General features: G+C 54.9%; 17 protein-coding genes. 13 read left to right on the forward strand and 4 right to left on the reverse strand.

Going from position 1 to position 18716, the window contains the following annotated elements; genetic code table 11:
* The first annotated feature begins 141 nt into the window (after positions 1 to 141).
* On the forward strand, positions 142 to 1119 hold the full coding sequence (locus BCV73_RS30560; RefSeq protein ID WP_244169317.1) for a siderophore ABC transporter substrate-binding protein: 978 nt from the start codon (positions 142 to 144) through the stop codon (positions 1117 to 1119).
* Between the two features lie 223 nt (positions 1120 to 1342).
* On the opposite strand, the gene BCV73_RS30565 is transcribed toward BCV73_RS30560, so the two are convergent.
* Both BCV73_RS30565 and BCV73_RS30570 read right to left on the reverse strand, forming a co-directional pair.
* A complete protein-coding gene (locus BCV73_RS30565; protein ID WP_089549639.1) occupies positions 1343 to 1681 on the reverse strand; it encodes a hypothetical protein in 339 nt (112 codons plus the stop codon).
* 40 nt (positions 1682 to 1721) lie between these two features.
* On the reverse strand, positions 1722 to 2297 hold the full coding sequence (locus BCV73_RS30570) for a hypothetical protein (protein WP_089549640.1): 576 nt from the start codon (positions 2295 to 2297) through the stop codon (positions 1722 to 1724).
* Positions 2298 to 2473: 176 nt separating this feature from the next.
* Here BCV73_RS30570 and BCV73_RS30575 point away from each other — a divergent pair, with 176 nt between their 5' ends.
* The 3 genes from BCV73_RS30575 to BCV73_RS30585 all read left to right on the forward strand — a co-directional run bounded on the left by BCV73_RS30575 (position 2474) and on the right by BCV73_RS30585 (position 6255).
* A complete protein-coding gene (locus BCV73_RS30575) occupies positions 2474 to 3652 on the forward strand; it encodes a winged helix-turn-helix domain-containing protein (protein WP_218828208.1) in 1179 nt (392 codons plus the stop codon).
* 67 nt (positions 3653 to 3719) lie between these two features.
* Positions 3720 to 5039: an MFS transporter gene (locus tag BCV73_RS30580; RefSeq protein WP_089549642.1), complete on the forward strand. Its 1320-nt coding sequence runs from the start codon at positions 3720 to 3722 to the stop codon at positions 5037 to 5039.
* A 340-nt stretch (positions 5040 to 5379) separates the two neighbouring features.
* Entirely contained in the window at positions 5380 to 6255 is an 876-nt protein-coding gene (locus tag BCV73_RS30585) for a hypothetical protein (RefSeq protein ID WP_256993054.1), read from the forward strand.
* A gap of 33 nt (positions 6256 to 6288) precedes the next feature.
* Here BCV73_RS30585 and BCV73_RS30590 read toward each other — a convergent pair whose 3' ends face one another.
* Positions 6289 to 7374, reverse strand: coding sequence for a glycosyltransferase family 4 protein (locus BCV73_RS30590; RefSeq protein WP_089549643.1), 1086 nt, complete (start codon positions 7372 to 7374; stop codon positions 6289 to 6291).
* A gap of 237 nt (positions 7375 to 7611) precedes the next feature.
* Here BCV73_RS30590 and BCV73_RS30595 point away from each other — a divergent pair, with 237 nt between their 5' ends.
* Entirely contained in the window at positions 7612 to 8361 is a 750-nt protein-coding gene (locus BCV73_RS30595; RefSeq protein ID WP_089549644.1) for a YheC/YheD family protein, read from the forward strand.
* A 173-nt stretch (positions 8362 to 8534) separates the two neighbouring features.
* On the opposite strand, the gene BCV73_RS30600 is transcribed toward BCV73_RS30595, so the two are convergent.
* Positions 8535 to 8960, reverse strand: a complete 426-nt coding sequence (locus tag BCV73_RS30600) for a DUF2500 domain-containing protein (RefSeq protein ID WP_481855846.1) — start codon at positions 8958 to 8960, stop codon at positions 8535 to 8537.
* Positions 8961 to 9151: 191 nt separating this feature from the next.
* Here BCV73_RS30600 and BCV73_RS30605 point away from each other — a divergent pair, with 191 nt between their 5' ends.
* From BCV73_RS30605 to cydB, 8 genes are all read left to right on the forward strand, one after another.
* A complete protein-coding gene (locus BCV73_RS30605) occupies positions 9152 to 9949 on the forward strand; it encodes an ABC transporter ATP-binding protein (protein ID WP_076171955.1) in 798 nt (265 codons plus the stop codon).
* Positions 9946 to 11580 (forward strand): hypothetical protein, encoded by a 1635-nt coding sequence (locus tag BCV73_RS30610; protein ID WP_089549645.1) that lies wholly within the window; start codon positions 9946 to 9948, stop codon positions 11578 to 11580. The genes BCV73_RS30605 and BCV73_RS30610 overlap by 4 nt, the downstream gene beginning before the upstream one ends.
* A gap of 201 nt (positions 11581 to 11781) precedes the next feature.
* The gene (locus BCV73_RS30615) at positions 11782 to 12813 is read left to right on the forward strand and encodes an ABC transporter substrate-binding protein (RefSeq protein ID WP_076171951.1); all 1032 of its coding nucleotides are present in this window, start codon (positions 11782 to 11784) and stop codon (positions 12811 to 12813) included.
* Positions 12810 to 14888: an iron ABC transporter permease gene (locus BCV73_RS30620; protein ID WP_256993055.1), complete on the forward strand. Its 2079-nt coding sequence runs from the start codon at positions 12810 to 12812 to the stop codon at positions 14886 to 14888. Before BCV73_RS30615 ends, BCV73_RS30620 begins: the two co-directional genes overlap by 4 nt.
* A gap of 61 nt (positions 14889 to 14949) precedes the next feature.
* Complete coding sequence (locus tag BCV73_RS30625) at positions 14950 to 15252, forward strand: hypothetical protein (RefSeq protein WP_076171949.1); 303 nt, start codon at positions 14950 to 14952, stop codon at positions 15250 to 15252.
* 280 nt (positions 15253 to 15532) lie between these two features.
* The gene (locus BCV73_RS30630; RefSeq protein WP_076171947.1) at positions 15533 to 16015 is read left to right on the forward strand and encodes a hypothetical protein; all 483 of its coding nucleotides are present in this window, start codon (positions 15533 to 15535) and stop codon (positions 16013 to 16015) included.
* A 285-nt stretch (positions 16016 to 16300) separates the two neighbouring features.
* A complete protein-coding gene (locus BCV73_RS30635; RefSeq protein ID WP_089549646.1) occupies positions 16301 to 17713 on the forward strand; it encodes a cytochrome ubiquinol oxidase subunit I in 1413 nt (470 codons plus the stop codon).
* Positions 17697 to 18716, forward strand: coding sequence for a cytochrome d ubiquinol oxidase subunit II (gene cydB, locus BCV73_RS30640; protein ID WP_076171943.1), 1020 nt, complete (start codon positions 17697 to 17699; stop codon positions 18714 to 18716). Before BCV73_RS30635 ends, cydB begins: the two co-directional genes overlap by 17 nt.

The raw sequence follows: 18716 nt of genomic DNA on the forward strand, positions 1-18716 counted from the left end.
AACCAAGGGAAATTATATGCGTGGACTCATCCCAGCCAGGCGCCGGCGGATAGTTCATCACATAATTTTATACATTTACGGCTTGGTTCAAGCCGAAAACCAAATCAGAATATGGGGTGGATGAAGTTGAATACAAGAAAGATGATGCTGTTCATCATCACGGCCGTATTGGTCGTCGTCCTGGCGGCATGCGGCAATAAAAATACGGCAGAACCCGCGAAAGAGGCGTCTGCTGAACCAACCAACACTTCGGCGGCTTCCGGTTCCGAGGAGCTGACGATTAAACATAAGCTTGGCGAGACAAAGGTCAAAAAAAATCCGCAGAAGGTCGTCGTGTTCGACTTTGGCATTCTGGATACATTGGATAAATTGGGCGTTCAGGTTACCGGGGTTCCGCAGGCGAACATTCCTCCGTACCTGTCCAAGTACGCCGACAAAGATGCATACAGCAACGTGGGGAGCCTGAAAGAGCCGGATTTTGAAAAAATCAACGCACTGAGCCCGGACCTGATTATTATCTCCGGCCGCCAATCCGATGCTTACGAAGAGCTCAGCAAGATCGCGCCGACGGTCTACCTGGGCCTGGATACGACACGGTACATGGAATCGTTTAAGGAGAATATGAACACCGTCGGCCAGATCTTCGGCAAAGAAGACGAGATCCAAACAGAGCTGGACCATGTCGACAAGACGATCGCGGAAATTCACGATAAAGCCGCTGCATCGGGCAAAAACGCCCTGATCGTGCTGGCGAATGAAGGCAAGCTGAGCGCTTACGGCGCGGGCTCCCGCTTCGGACTGATCCACGACGTGCTGGGCTTTACGCCGGTGGATGCAAACATTGAAGCTTCTACGCACGGTCAAAGCGTCACATCCGAATACGTAGCCGAGAAGAATCCGGACTACCTGTTTGTTGTGGACCGCGGCGCGGCTGTGGCCGGAGAAGGCGGAGAATCCGTATCCGCCAAGCAGACGGTGGAGAACGATCTGATCAAAAATACGAAAGCCTTCAAAGAAGGGCATATCGTATATCTCGATCCGAACTACTGGTACCTCTCCGGCGGCGGACTGCTGTCCGTGCAGGAAATGGTCAAGGAAGTCGGCGCAAGTATTCAGTAGTTAGGCAAAAAGTGCGCGGCCGTTTAGGCGCGTGCCACCAGGAGCTGTCGCGGAGGTCCGAAAGGACGCCGCGGCGGTTTTTTGCGTTTGGTGGGTACAGCAGGCGAAGTGTTGGGAGGCAAACAGGGAGAGGCGGGGAATCGGGGACTGGAGGGGACACGCGACTGAAATTGAAATAGATGTACTTGTGCACCTATTTACTCTTACTGCCTTCTCTGTCACCTTATCGCTGTCGTTCCGCCAGCATCAGGAAGTAGGTGACCAGATAAGCGCAAGAGGTAGCGCCAAACCATGCAAATATGCCCGGGGTCATCGCGAGGTACAAACTAATGGGCAGGGACCAAAGAAAAGCGATCAGCACAAGCGCTTTAAGGCGAAACCAAGCAGACACGATCGCAAGGACGGCCGGCACGCACAGCGTAAAGAAGGTGATTTGAAGGGGGCCGGTTTCGAGGCTGGATGAATACGGATTGAAAAAGCCCAGCTTCATCCAAAGCAGGATGGTGGCTGTACCGGCAATCGTTGCGAGCAGAGCTGCCGGGCGGCTGAGTTGGCGTATCATCGGTAAAACACCTCTTTCGTCACTTGAATAAATCGGGGTGCTATCTATCTATGGGTTCCTTTCGTTCCCCATCCTGGCTGCCCCCGCCGCCCATAACCGGAGTGACCTCCAATTCAGAAAAAGGCGATTGGTGGACCATAAAGAAGAAACGGGAATGCCCTGTAACGGACAGCTCTTGAGCTTCGTTATTCCCTTTTACGGTCATGCTGGTAATCTTCGGATCAAACACTTTTCCGGCAAGAATGTTCACATTACGCCCCTTAGCGGTTTGAACGGTAAAGCCTCCGGTCATATAAGGGGTGTCCTCTCCTTCAAAGTTCAAATAGGCAGATAACCGGTACCACTGATATCCGCGGGATCCCTCGTTCACCCCGCCCACACCGAAGGCGCCGTATTTTTCGTAAAAGATAAGCTCTTCCCCGTCGACCGTGATGGTCGTGAGTACGTCGGACCGTTCAACCTGCTCTTCATGAAGGCCATATTCCACGGCCTGTTCAGCACTGTGAAACCATGGAGGGCCGGGCGAGGCCGACGTTGCTTGGCTGCAGCCTATCAACAGGCAGATGGCATATAACACAATCGGTACCATGACCAGTCTGGTTTGAATTTTGATCACGGGTGCACCTCCTACTCATATCTCAAAATCCAACGTCTTTTACTCTTGAACGTTACGCTGCGGTAAAAGTTGGCTTAACAGTATCATTTCATCATACGCCTCCATCCTATTGTGCGGTAAATCGGGAATATGCTTAAATAACAGAAAGGGTTACAAACGGTCGCCAACATGCGCGGTTGAAGAAAGGGGGGAGCATGGTGGCCCAGCTGGATTTTGATCCTAGCGGATATACAGTCAGCTACCAGGAGGAGCGCATTTCGCTGCTTGCCAAAGAGTATGCCCTGCTGCAATTTTTATACAGCCATCGCGGTCAGGCTTTCAGCCGGGAACAGCTGTTGGACCGGGTATGGCCGATGGAATATCCGGTGGAGCGGACGGTGGACGACCACATTTACCGTCTGCGTAAGAAGCTGCGTCCTTGGAGTAACCGGGTCTTTCTGAACACGGTGCGCGGCTATGGCTACAGCCTGACGGTCAAAGAGCCGGATCTCCGCAATCCGTCGATGCAGGATACCGAGCTGCAGGCCCAAATGCGGCAGCTGATGAACAAGTACCTCATGTACGGTCAATGCAAATCGATGATTACGCTGGCGAGCCAGCAGGATCTGCTCGGATTTGAGCTGCCCCCGTCCCACCTGATTTTTATCCGGTATGCGCAGGCGGATATCAACTGGTTTTTAACGGATACCGAATTTCCGCCGTCGAGCAAGCTGTATTATTTGCTGCATTTTTACTTGTACTTTTACAACGAGCCGGGAAAATGCCTGGATTATTTCGAGCGAACCATGGCCGCCAACATTGGTCCGGAGGATCATCAGCGGGAGCTGAGGATTTTAAATATTATCGGGCTGTATACCGACAACGGCCGGGCCGAAGAGGATCTGTCCAGGGTTAAGGCGGCATACGAGGCCGTTCGCGAGGCGGGGGGAGATCTGGATATGTTCAACGTCCATATCAAAATGGCGGAGATGTACGTCCACCTGGGTGCAGACAACCTGCCCGAAGCCGAACGCTGCGCAGGCGAAGTCGAACGGAAGCTGGAGGAAACCCCGTATTTGCGGGAAATTTGCTTTTATCACGGGCTTAAAGGCCGGATGCTGCTCCGGCAGGGGAAACGCGCCGAGGCCGCGGCTGCCCTGAACTACGGCATTGAGGTTGGAGAGATGACGCACAACGTGCCGCTGATCGTCGGATCGATTCGGGAAACGCTGGTTTATCTGGAGCGCAGCGTGCAGGATCCCCAGCTTCACCGCCAGTTTGCCGCAAAATACGCCGAATATAACCGGATGTATCAACTGGAAGCCAATAAAGCGCCGATCGAAGAGAAAATTGAAAGCATTCTGGACGCTGTCTGATGTTCCTCTGATATTCCTTCGTTACAGTGAGAGTACGCCACATTCTGACTGAACGGAGGAATTTTTCATGTCTACCCTTGTTACCGAGCCTCGGCCGCCCGCAAAATCGAAATCGGTGTGGACCAACCGCATCTATGCCAAAATGTTTACGGCTTACGCCATCTCGTCGTTCGGCGAATGGTTCGACGCCTTTGCGATCCAGGTTTTGGTCGCCTACCGCTGGCAGGCCGATCCCTTAATGATTGCGCTGATCCCGGTCATGATGGCCCTGCCGGGCATCCTTCTCGGGTCGCTCGCGGGGGTGGTCGCCGACCGGTGGAAAAAGGTCAACCTGATGCTGATCGCCGATGCGGCCGAGACCGTTCTAACGGTCCTGCTGCTGTTTGCTCCCGGCATGTACTGGCTGCTGCCGCTGCTGGCGCTGCGTGCCGCTATGGGCGTATTCCGGGTCCCGTCCCATCAGGCGCTGACACGCCAGGTGGTCCACGAGGATCAGCTGCTGAAGGCCACTTCCTACAACGGCCTGGTCAACCAGTTCTCCAAAATTGCCGGTCCGCTGCTGGGCGCGGTCGTCCTGACGGTGCTTTCCCCGCAGCTGTGTATTCTGGTGAATGCCGTAACCCGGTTGATTTCCTGCCTTCTGCTGTTTACGCTGCGCCGAATCGAGGCAAATCATACGGCTCCCCAGGAGGACATGAATCCGGGTGAAAATGCCGGTCCGGAGCACAGACCGGGCTTCATCGAGCAATGGAAGCAGGGCTGGGCAGTGCTGCTGCAGCGCCGGATTCTGCTCACCACGCTGATCGTGAATATGACGGTCATCCTCGTTATTCTTATGATCGATTTCCAGTTTCCTACGCTCTATAGAGAGATTGCGCCGGATAACGAATCTCTTCTGGGCTGGATGGTCTCCTCAACCGGCGTGGGTGCCGTAGCCACGATCATGATCTTGAACCGCCGGAACCGGATCGGTTACGGCACAGGGATCGGGGGCGGCATCGTCCTGGTAGGCGCAGCGATCGGGGCGATGGGGCTGCTGAGACCCGGTTCTCCGGAGATCTGGAGCATCGTGCTGGGCCTTGTCATCGGGATCGGCAACGGGCTGTTTATGGTGACGAACAATTACGCGCTGCAAAAAGAAACGCCGGAAGGGATGACCGGACGGATATTCGGCATTCAGAACATGATGTCCAGTACGATTATGATCGCAGCTCCATTGGCCGGTGGTTTGCTGATCAAAGGATTTGGCGTGGGAGAGGTGTTCTGCGTCCTTGGCCTGCTCGTTCTTGCCTTTGGGATCATCTGCCTTCTGCTGCAGCGGGTTTTGTGGCCGGCAGGCAGCAAGAAACACACCCATGAAGAACCTCTGCGGCAGGTTTCCGGGTAGATGGTGCTGCCTTGATCCTGTGCAGGCCAGATAGCTCCCGGACATGTGCACTCCTTCTGCGAGCTCAACCAGAAGCGGCTTGGCAGCCAGACAAACAAAGCCTTAACCAATACAGCCCTGAGCCAATCAACCGGCTCAGGGCTGTTTGTCCTGGCTGAAACTCCCCCTGCTTATTCTGTAAGCGAAACAATGAAGAGGCTTGGATCCCGCACTTTGGTCGGGGACGGCATCGACCAAAGTCCAGGGAAAAGTCTGGACCCCGGATAGAATTGCCGGAACCTCCTTCTCTGTACAATAAGACGTAATCAATGCGAAAACGTTCGGATGGAGGAGATTATTAATGGAAATGGTCAATGTAAGGAGCGTGGGCACCCGGCCGGCGTTCCGCTGGTTTGAAGGGGAGAAGTGGCTGGTCCTGACCGCTGTCCTGGGATTTCTGCTGTCCGCCTTCTGCGGGATCTGGACCCTTGTGAACGGGGCGGAAGTAGCCCCTGGGGGCAATGTTCAAAGCGCGTTTTCTTTTAACGCTGCGATCGGGATGTTTTTGCTGTCGACGGCTCTCATTATCCCGTATTCGGGGCTCGGACGAAGAGGCAGAGCCTTTTACCGCTACCCCTACATCGTGCTCGCACTGTATTCCTATTTTGCCGAAACGGTACAAAACTTCCGGGGAGTTAATCCCCGGTTTGTCAAAGACGGGTCCGCTTTTGACAAGGCTGTGGGCAACATTTTTGCGACCGTCGCCCTGCTCCTCGTCGTCTTTTATCTGTTCCTGGCCGCGCAGTATTTCCGTCGCAAAGTATACGCGGCTCATCCTGAGCTGGTGACGGGCATCCGTTATGCCATGGTAGCCGTGATGCTGTCTTTTGCAGCGGGAATCTGGATTTCGGTTAACCAAGGCCGGACCGTGGGGCTCCATGGCAACATTATTTGGCTGCACGGTTTGGGCTTCCACGCACTTCAAGCCATCCCGCTCGTCGCCTGGCTGAGTACTCGGACTTCGCTTTCCATTTGGGTACGTCTCCGCATGATTCACCTGACGGGCATTTGCTACGTGCTTGGATTGGTCTTCATCGGATGGCAGACTTTGTTGGGCCATACGGTTCTTGAATGGTCAACGCTCACTGTCGCCGCCGGCTTCTGCTTCCTGCTCTCCTTGGCTGCCGGTGCTTTGATGCTGCGCAACGCGGACGGATTATTGAGAAAAATGCATTGAGTCATTTGTCTTCAGCAGCCAGAGGAGTACCCTTTAGGAATACAGCGCCGCGAGCTTTTCGGCGGTCCGGCCCCATGTGAAAGACTGAAGTACCATGCTGCGTCCGCTGCCGCCCAGGCTGCGCCGCAGCTCTTTGCTTTGGGCCAGTGTGACCAGATATTCCGCAAAACCTTCCGGGCGCCAGTAGTCATCCACCAGGTAACCATTTACCCCGTGCTTAATAATCTCGGGAATGCCGCCGATCTGCGAGGCGATGACCGGAAGCCCGGATGCCATGGCCTCGACGTTAACGAGGCCGAAGGCTTCGTGCCGCTGGGAGGGACAGACAAAGCAGTCGGCCATCCGGTAGATGCTGTGAATTTCGCTGTGGTTTTTGTTGCCGGTCCAGGTGACCGCTACCCTCAGCTTGGCGGCCTCGGCTTTCAGCTTCCGGATATATCCCTCCTTGCTCCGGCCTGCAATCACAAGATGCAGTGGGACTTGCTTGCTTGCGATTTGCGCGGCTTTCAGCAGAACGGGCACGCCTTTTCTCGGGATGATCCGTCCAGTGAACAGCACGGTGAAGACATCCCCGATCCCATACCGGCTGCGGGCCTGCGCCCGCTCAAAATCGGTTGGCGGACGGAACCGGTCGGTGTCGACGCCAAGCTCGACCGTACGTATTTTGTGCGCTTGTGAGGGAAACCGTACGGACAGCTTTTGCTTTAGCGAAGCGCTGTTGGCGACAATCCACCATGCATGCTTCAGGCTCGCGGCAACGAGCCGTGTCGAAGGCACGAAAGTGAGCGAATGCAGAAACAGGGTTACTTTGGACTGGGGAACAGCCCGCTGAATAGCGGCCATATAGTGGGGACGGTTATCCACCTGGATGACGTCGTAAGTTTTCCCATGAATGAATCGAAGCACCGAAGCGAGGTAGACTTTGGAGCTGCCGGAACGGACCCTGACAATGCGGACCCCCTCATCCGTGCTCTCCATAGGCAATCCCGCGGAGGCTCTGCTTAAGACGGTTACCGCATGCTTCTTGGCTAGCTGCCTGGCGATGGATAAAATGCAGATTTCCACCGAGCCGCTGCCGGGAACAGGGAGCCGTTCGGGGGCTACGATCAGTATGTTCAAGCCGCTTTCCTCCCTTACAGCAAAGATGCTGATCCCCGCACCTGCTGCTTCAATTGATCCTTCTATTATTTATGCGTGCCCCCATAAGGGAGTACGGGATGCCAGCCCAGTAACGGAATCTATTGTTCTGCTTGCGGGATGAATGTCCTGTCCAGTCCGCCGTGCCTTGCATACAATAAACAGGTTTTGCAAGCGCGTTACCATCAATTTTGAAGACAGGACAGGAGAGATCGGTGGATGGGGGAGAAGAACCGCACGGCAGTCGTCAGCAAGTGGATTAAAACGAAAGTGCTGCTTGGCAGCAAGGAAGTCCGGCCGTTTATGCTCGATACCCGTAAAATCAGCAAAACCGACCTGAAGGAGATGCTCAAGTCGTACCGTATGGTCTATGTCAAACCGGAAAACGGCACCCACGGCAAAGGGGTGATTCGGGCGGAACAGCTGGAGAACGGAGATTATACGTATCAGGTGGAGACGGTAAAAAAGACCTTCGGCAGCTATGATCCGTTCTATCAATCGCTGCAGAAGCTGACCGGGAAGCGAAGCTACCTGATTCAAAAAGGGATTCATCTCGTAAAGTACCGTAAGCGTCGTTTTGATATCCGGGTGATGGTGCAGCGGCGTCCTGGAGGAGATTGGGAGGCGACCGGTTTGATCGGAAGAGTCGCCCGCGAAGGCAAAATCGTGACCAATTACCACAGCGGGGGCACGCCGATGGATGTCAAAACGCTGCTCGGGGCCCATTTGAATGAGAAAGAGACGGCTAAAGTCATCCAATCCCTGAACAAGCTCGGAGTGACTACCGCAAAGCATCTGCACAAAAAATACCCCGGTTTCCGGCACATCGGCCTGGACATCGGCTTTGACCGGACGTGGACGCCGTGGATCATTGAAGTGAACACGATGCCCGATCCGTACATTTTTAACCAGCTGAAGGACAAATCCATGTATCGTAAAGTGATGAAGTTCAAACAGGCTTGGAAGTAAGCAGGCATCTGCCGGATGCCGTTCATAAGCATTATATGCGGGGAAGGGCTTGGCTGAAGCGCCGGCCTTCTTTTTTTGAATAATGAGGCACTTATCATTGGCGGCTTCCCCGAATGTTAAAAATGCAGCCATTGTCTTGCAGGTAAGCCTGCGGCAAGGCTGCTTTTTCCGTATTAAGGCGTTTGCCGAACATCCCGTTCAAAACCGACGATCCAATCGCCCTGGACCGCGGCATATCCCGCATCTCCTTCGGCAACCAAGCCGTACAGATTCTTCACGTCCAAATATTCCACCCGCTCTCCGTTATCAAATTCCAGGGTGATGTAATAATACGTTCTGGAAGAGCTGCCGGAATTCACAAAACCGCTGCCGTTATCATGATGACTGCCGCTGTGATGGCGGATGTCCATCCGTTTGGAAATGACGCGGGCGTACATCGACGACCGGGGCGTACGGGCATTTTTGAAATAACGGGCACCGTTCATAATGATGCCGACAATGACGATAACGAACACGATGCCGATTAAAACAGGTACGAGGGTAAACATAAAGTCGAAGCTAAAGCCTCCTCCGCCAAATGGCGGTGGTCCGGGAGTCACCATAACGTGTCATTCTCCTTTCATGATGCCGGTTTGGTGTGCATTCAACCGGACATCGTTTAGAACGCGCAAAATCAAGGAAAGTTGTCGCATTTCGTAAAAAATTACGCCGAATGCATGATTCATGGCCGCTTCCATCCCTATATCTGCTATGCTAGTATTTGGAAAATAAGATGATAGGGGGAGCCGCTATGCCAGAATCAAACCGTGAGCCGATCATCTCCATCCAAGGACTCGAAATGAACTATGGGGGAAAGCAGGTTCTGAAGGGCATCAACCTGGATGTGTATGAAGGGCAAATCATCGGATATATCGGCCCGAACGGCGCGGGAAAAAGTACGACGGTCAAAATCATGCTGGGACTGATCAAAGGCTACAGCGGCCGGGTTCGCATCTTCGGCAAGGATATTTCGGACGGAGAGGTAGAGTATAAGGCCAAGATCGGCTATGTTCCGGAGATCGCCGAGATGTATGATAGCTTGACCGCTCAGGAATATCTGACGTTCGTTGGCGAGCTGTACGGTCTGGAGCGGCGGCTTGCCGATCACAAAGCGCAGCGGCTGATGGAGCAGTTTGGCTTGGAAGAGGTGTACTTTAACCGGATCTCCTCTTTAAGCAAAGGCATGCGCCAGAAGGTACTGTTAATCTCAAGCCTCCTGCATAATCCTGACATTCTTTTTTTGGATGAGCCGCTCAGCGGACTGGATGCAAACAGCGTTATGGTGGTGAAGGAAATGCTGGCGAGCCTTGCAGCCGAAGGCAAAACGATCTTTTATTCGTCTCATATTATGGAGGTTGTGGAGAAGATCAGCAGTCGGATCGTTTTGCTGAATGAAGGGAACGTTGTCGCCGACGGCAGCTTCGAGCAGCTGCAGGAACAGCTGCATGAAGGAACACTGGAAGAAATTTTTACAGAGCTGACCGGGTATCATGAGCATAAAGATACGGCAGCCCGAATCGTGTCCATTGTAAAAGAGGTACAGCGATGAATGATTTCAAAACGCTGATTCTGCTGGACCGCTGCAAGGGTTTATTCGAAAAGGCAGGGATGGATTATGTGCAGATGCGCCGTATACTACAGGTCAAACTCACGATGGATGGCCGCCGGGCGCCGACACTCATCGGTAAAACTTCCCGATCTGCTGATCCTGATGAGCTGTCGAACCAATTTCTTAAGTCGCTGTGGATCTATGCCGTGATGGGGGCGGTCATGACGCCGTTCGTGGTCATGGGTCACAACCTTATTTTTCAGATGAGCATCGTATTCGGTATCTTGATGTTTATGATCACGACGTCGATGATTTCCGACTTCTCCTCCGTATTGCTGGATGTTCGGGACCATACCATTTTGGGTTCCAAACCAGTGAACGCTAAGACGATCAATATGGCTAAGGCCATTCATATCATGATTTATTTGTTTTTTATTACAGGCTCGATTACGGCCGCACCGCTCGTTGGTGTCCTGTTCCGTTATGGTATCTTGTTCTTTTTGGTATTTGTGCTGGAGATCGTACTGATGGATCTGCTGATCGTCGCGATAACGGCATTGTTGTACTGGCTCGTCCTCCGCTTCTTCGACGGAGAAAAGCTGAAGGACATCATCAATTATGTGCAAATCGGCCTCACGATGGTCATGGCGGTTGGTTATCAGCTCATCGCCAGAGTATTCAATTTAGTGGATCTGCAGATCGGGTATGAAGCCCAATGGTGGCATGTATTTCTGTTCCCGGTCTGGTTTGCGGCTCCGTTTGAATGGCTGTTCGGTGGACATAGGGGAGAGGCGATCATCGTTTTCAGCCTATTGTCGGTCCTCCTGCCGCTCCTGGCCGTCTGGATTTATGTTCGGATGATCCCTTCGTTTGAAGCCAATTTGCGGAAACTGTCCACCCAGACTGCCCGCAAGAAGGGAAGGGGCGGACGGTGGCCGGATGTTCTGGGGCGCTGGATCTGCAGAAGCCGGGAAGAGCAGGTGTTTTTCCGCTTTGCGCTCGGCATGATCCGGAAGGAGCGGGATTATAAACTGAAGGTGTACCCTTCGCTGGGACTCTCGCTCATCTTTCCGTTTATTTTCATGTTTAATACGTTTAATTCGGGCAGCAGCTGGGAGGAGATTCGTGCAGGTAACTCTTATTTGTTTATGTATTTCTGTGCGGTGATGATCCCCAGCGCCGTCATGATGCTGCAGTACACCAGCACGCCGAAAGGGGCGTGGATTTTCAGTACGGTACCGCTGCGTAATTATGAGCCTGTCTATAAAGGCACGCTTAAAGCATGCATTGCTCAGCATATTTTGCCGATTTTCGTTGTGGAGAGCATGATCTTTACGGTGATTTTCGGCGTAAGGATCCTGCCGGATCTGCTGGTCATACTCGTTATGACCCTGCTGTATACCGTGATCAGCTTCCGGCTGATGGGTTTGGAGATGCCGTTTACCGAACCCGCTCAGGCAGGAACGCAATCCGGAAGGACCGGCCTGATGCTCCTGCTTTTTTTAATATTAGGGGCCATGGCAGGGCTTCATTTTGCACTCCGTTTCTTGACTTACGGAGTATATGTGCTGATGGCTGTGGCCTTGATCGCCAATATTGCCGCATGGAAACTGGCCTTCCGTAACCTTTAAGCTAAGGGCCGGAATATATTCTGCAAGCGGTCTTCTATCAAACTGTACATAAGCGGCTCCGCCAATGCGGCGGAAGGCCGCTTTTTAATGCCCAAAATCGCTATTGACATCCCAATTGAGAACCAATATCATTTAGATATTTAATTGATACTGATTCTCAATATCAATAATAAGTACATAGCAGAGAGGGAGATTGTGTTCATGAAGACATTCCGGTTAAAAAGGGGGCTGTTCGCCCCGTTCATCATGTGCTGCCTCATCGCTTTATTCACTGCAGGCTGCAGTACGGGGGGAGAAGCCAAGGAAGGAGCTGCGGCACAGGCTGGCAGCGGAGATTCAAGCACACCGGCCCAACAGGAAGAGGTGCGCACGATCCAACACTCGATGGGAACCGCCGAGATGAAAGGGACGCCGAAAAACATCGTCGTTCTGGAATGGACGTACGCGGAGGATTTGATTGCACTGGGCATTCAACCCAAAGGTGTCGCCGACGTGGAAGGGTATAAGAAATACGTGAACGCCCAGCCGGGGCTGTCGGCGGACGTCATCGATGTAGGTACACGGCAGGAGCCCAGTCTGGAGCTGATTACAAGCCTCAAACCGGACCTGATTATCGCGGAAAATTTCCGCGTGAAGGATACATACGAGCAGCTAAAGGCGATTGCGCCGACCGTAGTTTTTGATAACTACTCCAAAGAAGCTTCCCAGGATCAATACGCCACGATGGAAAATTCCTTCCGGACGATTGCCGATATCGTCGGCAAGAAAGAAGAAGGCGAGAAGGTGCTCGCTGACGTGCAGGCCACCTTTGACGATGCCAAAGCGAAGCTGAAGGCCGCGGGCAAAGAACATGTGAAATACGCTTTGATTCAAGGCTTTTCGAATCAGGATGCGGCGGTCATGCTGCTGTACTCGGACAACTCGATTGCTGCAGGCGCGCTGAAGCGTGCGGGCTTCGAGAATGCCTATCAGCCTAATCCCCTTCCGGAGGACGGCTACGCCCAGACGACAGTGGAATCGCTGGTACCTGTACAGGATGCCAATCTGCTGTACGTCGTTCAGGACGATGATAACATTATCGAGAAGCAGATGAAGAACAATGCCGTCTGGAACGGCTTGCATTTCGTCAAGGAACAACAAACGTATTCTCTCGGCGGCGATATGTGGGTATACGGCGGCCCGCTGTCGGCGAAAATCCTGGTCGATAAGACGGTCAGCCTGCTGACGCAATGAAGCCGGTAATGGAGCAGGTGACGGAACCTGTGGCTGCCATAAGGCCGGAAAACCGCCGAATCAGCCTGAATCTGCTGGTGTTTGCCGGGGGAGGTATTCTCCTTGTGATCCTTCTGGTGCTGAGCCTGACGCAAGGGGAGCTTCATATTCCGCTTCGTACGGTGTATGAGGCGATCGTTCACCCGGAAAACATCGCGGAACACCATACCATTCGCGGCCTGCGGCTGCCCAGAGCCGTCATGGGCATATTGGCCGGTGCCGCCCTGGCTGCGGCAGGCGCCCTGCTGCAGACGGTGACGCGGAACGCCCTGGCGGAAGCGGGAACCTTCGGCATCAATGCCGGCGCTTATTTTGCCGTGGTGCTGTGCACGATCTTTATGCCGTCCCTGATTCATGCGTCACCGCTTATCACGGCTTTGCTCGGCGGCTGCCTGGGCGCAGGGCTGTCTTACCTGCTGGCTGGGGCAAGCCGGAGCACGCCGGTCCGGATGGCGCTCTCCGGCATGATCGTGTCGCTGGTGCTCGCCTCGTTCACCGGCGCGCTTCAGCTGCTGTTTGAGAACGAGACGAATGGGCTGTTCGTCTGGGGCTCGGGTTCGCTGAACCAGAACGATTGGCACGGAGCGGCCTACAGCTGGCCGTGGGTGACCGGCGTCCTCGTTTTGGCATGGCTGTTCCGGCGCCAGCTGGACCTGCTGGAGATGGGGGACGAGACCGCCCAGGCGCTGGGCCAGCGGGTCGGGCTGGCCCGCACCGCCGCACTCGCCGCGGCGGTCCTGCTCGCCGGGGTCACCGTCAGCGTGGTGGGCCCGATCGGTTTTGTGGGGTTGATCGCCCCGCATCTCATCCGCTTGCTCGGGATGCGGCGGCATGCGCTGCTCATTCCAGGCAGCGCGTTATGGGGCGCGGTCATCCTGCTGGGTGCCGACGCCATTGCCCGGTTGTTCCGCGGCACGCTCGGGGAGCTGCCGGCGGGGGCCGTCACGGCGCTGTTCGGCGCTCCGTGGCTGATCTGGCTGGCGCTGCGGGCCAGCCGCACGGCTGCGGCGGACGGCGGAGGCGGGATGAGCGCCGGCGTGCTGCATAAGCGCCCGCCGTACCCGCTGCTGCTTGCCGCCATGATGGTGCTGATCCTGCTGGCATCGGTCATCGGCATATCGGCAGGCAGCCTGCGCATCCCGCTGGGCGATACGCTCGCGGTCCTGAGCGGCGGCGGGGAGGCGATGTACCGCAATATCATCCTTGATATGCGTCTGCCCCGCCTGCTCGTATCGATGCTGGCCGGAGCCGGTCTCGCCGTGGCCGGCGTCATGCTGCAGAGCACCGTCCGCAATCCGCTGGCGGATGCCTCGGTGGTGGGCGTCACCTCCGGCGCGGGCGTTGGGGCGCTGCTGCTGATCGTGCTCTTCCCGGCCGCCTCCGGCGGATGGCTGCCGGCTGCGGCCATCGTGGGCGCTGTGGGTGCAGCAGCCGTGGTCGGCGTGCTGTCCTGGCGGAAGGGGCTGGAGACCAGCACGCTGACGCTGGTCGGCATCGCCGTGTCGGCGGCCTGCGCCGCGGCGATCCAGTTCCTGGTCATCCGCTCCGGCATGGGGGCTGCTCCGGCGCTGGCCTGGCTGGCCGGCACCGTCTATGCCCGCGGCTGGAGCGATTTGATCAGGCTGGCGGCGCTGCTGATCGTCCTGCTTCCGGCGGCCTGGCTGATCGGCCGCCGGGCGGACCTGCTGGGATTCGGCGATGCCGTATCCCAGGGGCTTGGCCTGGCGCTGACGCGGGCCCGGCTGCTCACAGCGCTGATCGGCGTGCTCATCGCGGCTGCCGTCGTTCAGGCCGTTGGCACGGTCGGTTTCGTCGGCCTGCTGGCACCGCACGCCGTCCGCCTGCTGACCGGGCATCATACCCGGCGCGCGGTCGTGCTGTCGGCGCTGCTCGGGGGCCTGTTGATGGTCGTATCCGATATCGTCGGCCGGCTGCTGATCGCCCCCAAGGAAATTCCGGTCGGACTTGTCGCAGCGGTCATCGGAACGCCTTACCTGCTCTTTCTGATGTTCCGCTCCAACCGGCTCAGGAAATAGCCTTCCGCCCCGGCTCCCTTCGCCTCAGCTGGAATAAGCTGGGGAGAAGGGGGTGAGACGCATGACGACATCCAAGCATTATTCGGCTGCCAAGAAGTATATGAACCGCCGGGTAAAGATCAAGACGAAGTACGGAAGCACGTTCTACGGTAAGATCGTCAAGGTCAGCAGTTCCAAGGTATACCTGAAGGTTTCCTCGGTCTCGAGCAGTCCCGGAAAGGCGCATATCTCGTTTTTTCCTTTCATTCTGCCGCTCGTACTGTTTGATCTGCTGGTGATTGTGCTGGCGGACGGCCGTCACCATCATGTTCCGCATCCACACTATCCACACGGTCCGTATCCCGGCCCATACCGTCGTCTTTAATCGGACTTGTTTCTGCGGCTAACAACCGTTTACACCAGGCGGATTTCGACAAAATGGCTGGTAAATGTTATCCTTTTGTCGTAATTTCATACAAAAAATGAAGCCGCACGCATGCCGCATTAAAGCGCTCTACATCCGGCAGCTGCGGGTTTCCCGCTTTGGAAGGCCCCCGAAAGGGGGCTTTTTTATATTTCCGGCACTTGGCACTATTTCTCACTTTGATTCTGTCCCTCAGAAGTAGTACATTATTAATTGAAATCATAAGGAGGTTTCCGAATTAATGTTCTATGAAGACAATGAGAATTTGAGCATCATGACCTACACCTTGAATAGCGGCATTAAAGGAACTGTACCTTTATCCAATAAGCAGATTCAGGAATGGATCGAGTGCTATCGCACGGATGCGAAATTCATCACAGCGATCGGTAAGGAGTTTTTTGGCCTGAATCCGGAGCTGGTCGCCGATTTTAAAGTGCATAATCGGTTCTCCAATTACGCTGAACTGATCAAGCCCGTGGTTCCTTCTTCGGAGTCCGACAACACGGATCAGCTGTCGAAGGCGTACGAAGAAAACCGGGTGTACTTCAAGGTCGATTGCAAATGCGGTACGACTTACACGACCTTTTCCCAATACTACACGACCAAATGGTATTGTTCCAAGTGCAAGGAAATCGTATTTTTGGACAAGAAGAAGGGCAGAGTGCCGACCGATAAGGGCGATGCCTGGTACATGACCAATAAATACTATGTGGCACGGGACTAGCATGATTTCACGAACGAGCCTGAAGCAGGCAACATATATAGAGGAACTGAAGAATTGGACGGCTGCGCCGAAAGGTGCGGGCGTCTTTTTTGTGCTTGAAGGGCCACATTTTTTAATATTTTGTGACTAATTTCACAAAACCAACGATTTGGGCTTTGTATTGTGACATTTATCACAATATTCGGATTCAAAGTCTGCCATGATACAGGAAGAAACGATGAAGCCAAGTTATCGGAACCTGTTAGGCGGGTTTTAAGAATAACGACAGGAAAGAGGGAAGAGACGATGGATGTAGTTATGCTGTCACGTATCCAGTTTGCCGCGACGACGATTTTTCACTTTTTTTTCGTGCCGCTGTCCATTGGGCTGGTGTTCACGATCGCGATCATGGAAACGATGTATGTCGTCAAAGGCAAAGAAGAGTACAAACGAATGGCTAAATTTTGGGGGAAGCTGTTCCTGATCAACTTCGCTGTCGGCGTGGTGACGGGGATTTTGCAGGAGTTCCAGTTCGGCATGAACTGGTCGGCTTACTCCCGCTTTGTAGGTGACGTCTTCGGGGCGCCGCTGGCGATCGAAGCGCTGCTTGCGTTTTTCCTCGAATCGACGTTTATCGGCCTGTGGATTTTCGGGTGGGAGCGTCTGTCCAAAAAGGTCCACATGATCTGCATCTGGCTGGTCGCGTTCGGCACGGTGATGTCGGCGTTCTGGATTTTGGCAGCCAACTCCTTTATGCAGCGTCCGGTCGGTTATACGATCCATAACGGCCGCGCGGAGATGAACGACTTTCTAGCTTTGATTACGAACGGCCAGCTGCTGCTGGAGTTCCCGCACACGATTCTGGCGGCTTTTATGACCGGCGCCTTTCTGGTCACCGGGGTCAGCGCCTACAAGCTGCTGAAGAAACAGGATACCGCCTTTTTCAAAAAATCTTTTGCCATCGCGGTGATCATCGGGCTTGTGTCCTCGATCGGCGTGGCACTGGTGGGCCACCAGCAGGCGCAATATTTGGTGAAGACCCAGCCGATGAAAATGGCTGCGACCGAAGCGCTCTGGGAAACGAGCAGCGATCCCGCGCCGTGGACCGTCACCGCATTTATTGATACGAAAAATCAGACCAATACCGGGGAATACCAAATTCCCTATCTTCTCAGCTTCTTGTCTTACAGCAAGTTTTCCGGCGAAGTAACGGGGATGAAGGAGCTGCAGTCCCAATATGAACAGCTGTACGGCCCCGGGGATTACATTCCTCCGGTGCGCACGACCTTCTGGAGCTTCCGCATCATGGTGGCCAGCGGCTCGCTGCTGATTGTGCTCAGCTTATACGGCGTCTATCTTGCGGCACGCAAAAAGCTCGACAACCGCAACACCTGGTTTATGCGCCTGATGCTGTTTGCCATTTCGCTGCCGTTTATCGCCAATACGTCGGGCTGGATCATGACGGAGATTGGACGCCAGCCTTGGACCGTATTCGGGCTGATGACGACCGCCGACGGGGTGTCGCCGAGCGTCACGGCCGGCCAGGTATTGTTCTCCATCATTGCTTTTACGGCCATTTACGCCATTCTGGCGATGGTCATGGTGTATCTGTTCGTCCGCGTCATCAAAAAAGGACCGTACGCCGACAACGCTGCTCATTCGAATGAGTCGGCCGATCCATTTGATAAGGAGGGAGTTCCGCATGCTGTCTCTCAATGAGCTGTGGTTTGTCCTTGTAGCTGTTCTGTTTATCGGGTTTTTCTTTCTGGAGGGTTTTGACTTCGGGGTCGGGATGTCCACGGGCATTCTGGCCAAAAACGATACGGAGCGCCGGGTGCTGATCAATTCGATCGGCCCCTTCTGGGATGCCAACGAGGTGTGGCTGCTGACGGCCGGCGGCGCGATGTTCGCCGCATTCCCGAACTGGTACGCGACGCTGTTCAGCGGATTTTATACGCCGCTGGTGCTCCTGCTGCTCGCCCTGATCGGGCGCGGGGTGGCTTTTGAATTCCGCGGCAAGGTGCAGACCGCAGCTTGGAAAAAAACGTGGGATGTCGTCATCTTCATCGGCAGTCTGCTGCCGCCGCTGCTGCTCGGCGTCGTCTTCGCCGACCTGATCCGGGGGCTGCCGATCGACCAGGCGATGGAGATGAAAGCCGGATTCTTCGGCGACATCGTCAACCTGTATTCCGTGGTCGGCGGGCTCACCATGGTAGTGCTCTGCCTCGTGCACGGACTGATGTTTACGACGCTTCGGGTCACCGGCGACCTGCAGGTGCGGGCCCGCCGCTTGGCGGAGGTGCTGCTTGCCCCGCTGGCGGTACTGATTGCGGCGTTCGGGGCGATGACCTATTTCGAAACGGACATTTTTGAGGGCCGTGCCTTCCTGCTGACCGTCATGGGCGTGGTGATCGTCGCCGCTTACGTGCTGGCCGCCGTTTTCATCGCCAAGCGCCGTGACGGCTGGGCATTCGGCATGACGGGCGCCGTCATTGCGCTGACGATTGCTTTCTTCTTTGCCGGACTGTTCCCGAACGTCATGATCAGCTCGATCGATCAGGCGTTCAACCTGACGCTGACCAACGCCGCATCGGGTCCGTATTCCCTGAAAGTCATGACGATCGTGGCTTTATCCCTGCTGCCGTTCGTGCTTGGCTATCAGATTTGGAGCTATTTCGTCTTTCATAAACGGGTTCACGAGCAGAGCCATCTGGAGTACTGA

This window comes from Paenibacillus sp. SSG-1 (assembly GCF_002224835.1).
GTDB classification, from domain to species: Bacteria; Bacillota; Bacilli; order Paenibacillales; family Paenibacillaceae; genus Paenibacillus_AQ; species Paenibacillus_AQ favisporus.

Excerpts from the sequence above, each read along its gene's own strand:
- BCV73_RS30560 (WP_244169317.1), top strand. The coding sequence starts at position 142 with ATGATGCTGTTCATCATCACGGCCGTATTGGTCGTCGTCCTGGCGGCA.
- BCV73_RS30565 (WP_089549639.1), bottom strand. The coding sequence starts at position 1,681 with ATGATACGCCAACTCAGCCGCCCGGCAGCTCTGCTCGCAACGATTGCC.
- BCV73_RS30580 (WP_089549642.1), top strand. The coding sequence starts at position 3,720 with ATGTCTACCCTTGTTACCGAGCCTCGGCCGCCCGCAAAATCGAAATCG.
- BCV73_RS30585 (WP_256993054.1), top strand. The coding sequence starts at position 5,380 with ATGGAAATGGTCAATGTAAGGAGCGTGGGCACCCGGCCGGCGTTCCGC.
- BCV73_RS30595 (WP_089549644.1), top strand. The coding sequence starts at position 7,612 with ATGGGGGAGAAGAACCGCACGGCAGTCGTCAGCAAGTGGATTAAAACG.
- BCV73_RS30605 (WP_076171955.1), top strand. The coding sequence starts at position 9,152 with ATGCCAGAATCAAACCGTGAGCCGATCATCTCCATCCAAGGACTCGAA.
- BCV73_RS30610 (WP_089549645.1), top strand. The coding sequence starts at position 9,946 with ATGAATGATTTCAAAACGCTGATTCTGCTGGACCGCTGCAAGGGTTTA.
- BCV73_RS30615 (WP_076171951.1), top strand. The coding sequence starts at position 11,782 with ATGAAGACATTCCGGTTAAAAAGGGGGCTGTTCGCCCCGTTCATCATG.
- BCV73_RS30620 (WP_256993055.1), top strand. The coding sequence starts at position 12,810 with ATGAAGCCGGTAATGGAGCAGGTGACGGAACCTGTGGCTGCCATAAGG.
- BCV73_RS30625 (WP_076171949.1), top strand. The coding sequence starts at position 14,950 with ATGACGACATCCAAGCATTATTCGGCTGCCAAGAAGTATATGAACCGC.
- BCV73_RS30630 (WP_076171947.1), top strand. The coding sequence starts at position 15,533 with ATGTTCTATGAAGACAATGAGAATTTGAGCATCATGACCTACACCTTG.
- BCV73_RS30635 (WP_089549646.1), top strand. The coding sequence starts at position 16,301 with ATGGATGTAGTTATGCTGTCACGTATCCAGTTTGCCGCGACGACGATT.
- cydB (WP_076171943.1), top strand. The coding sequence starts at position 17,697 with ATGCTGTCTCTCAATGAGCTGTGGTTTGTCCTTGTAGCTGTTCTGTTT.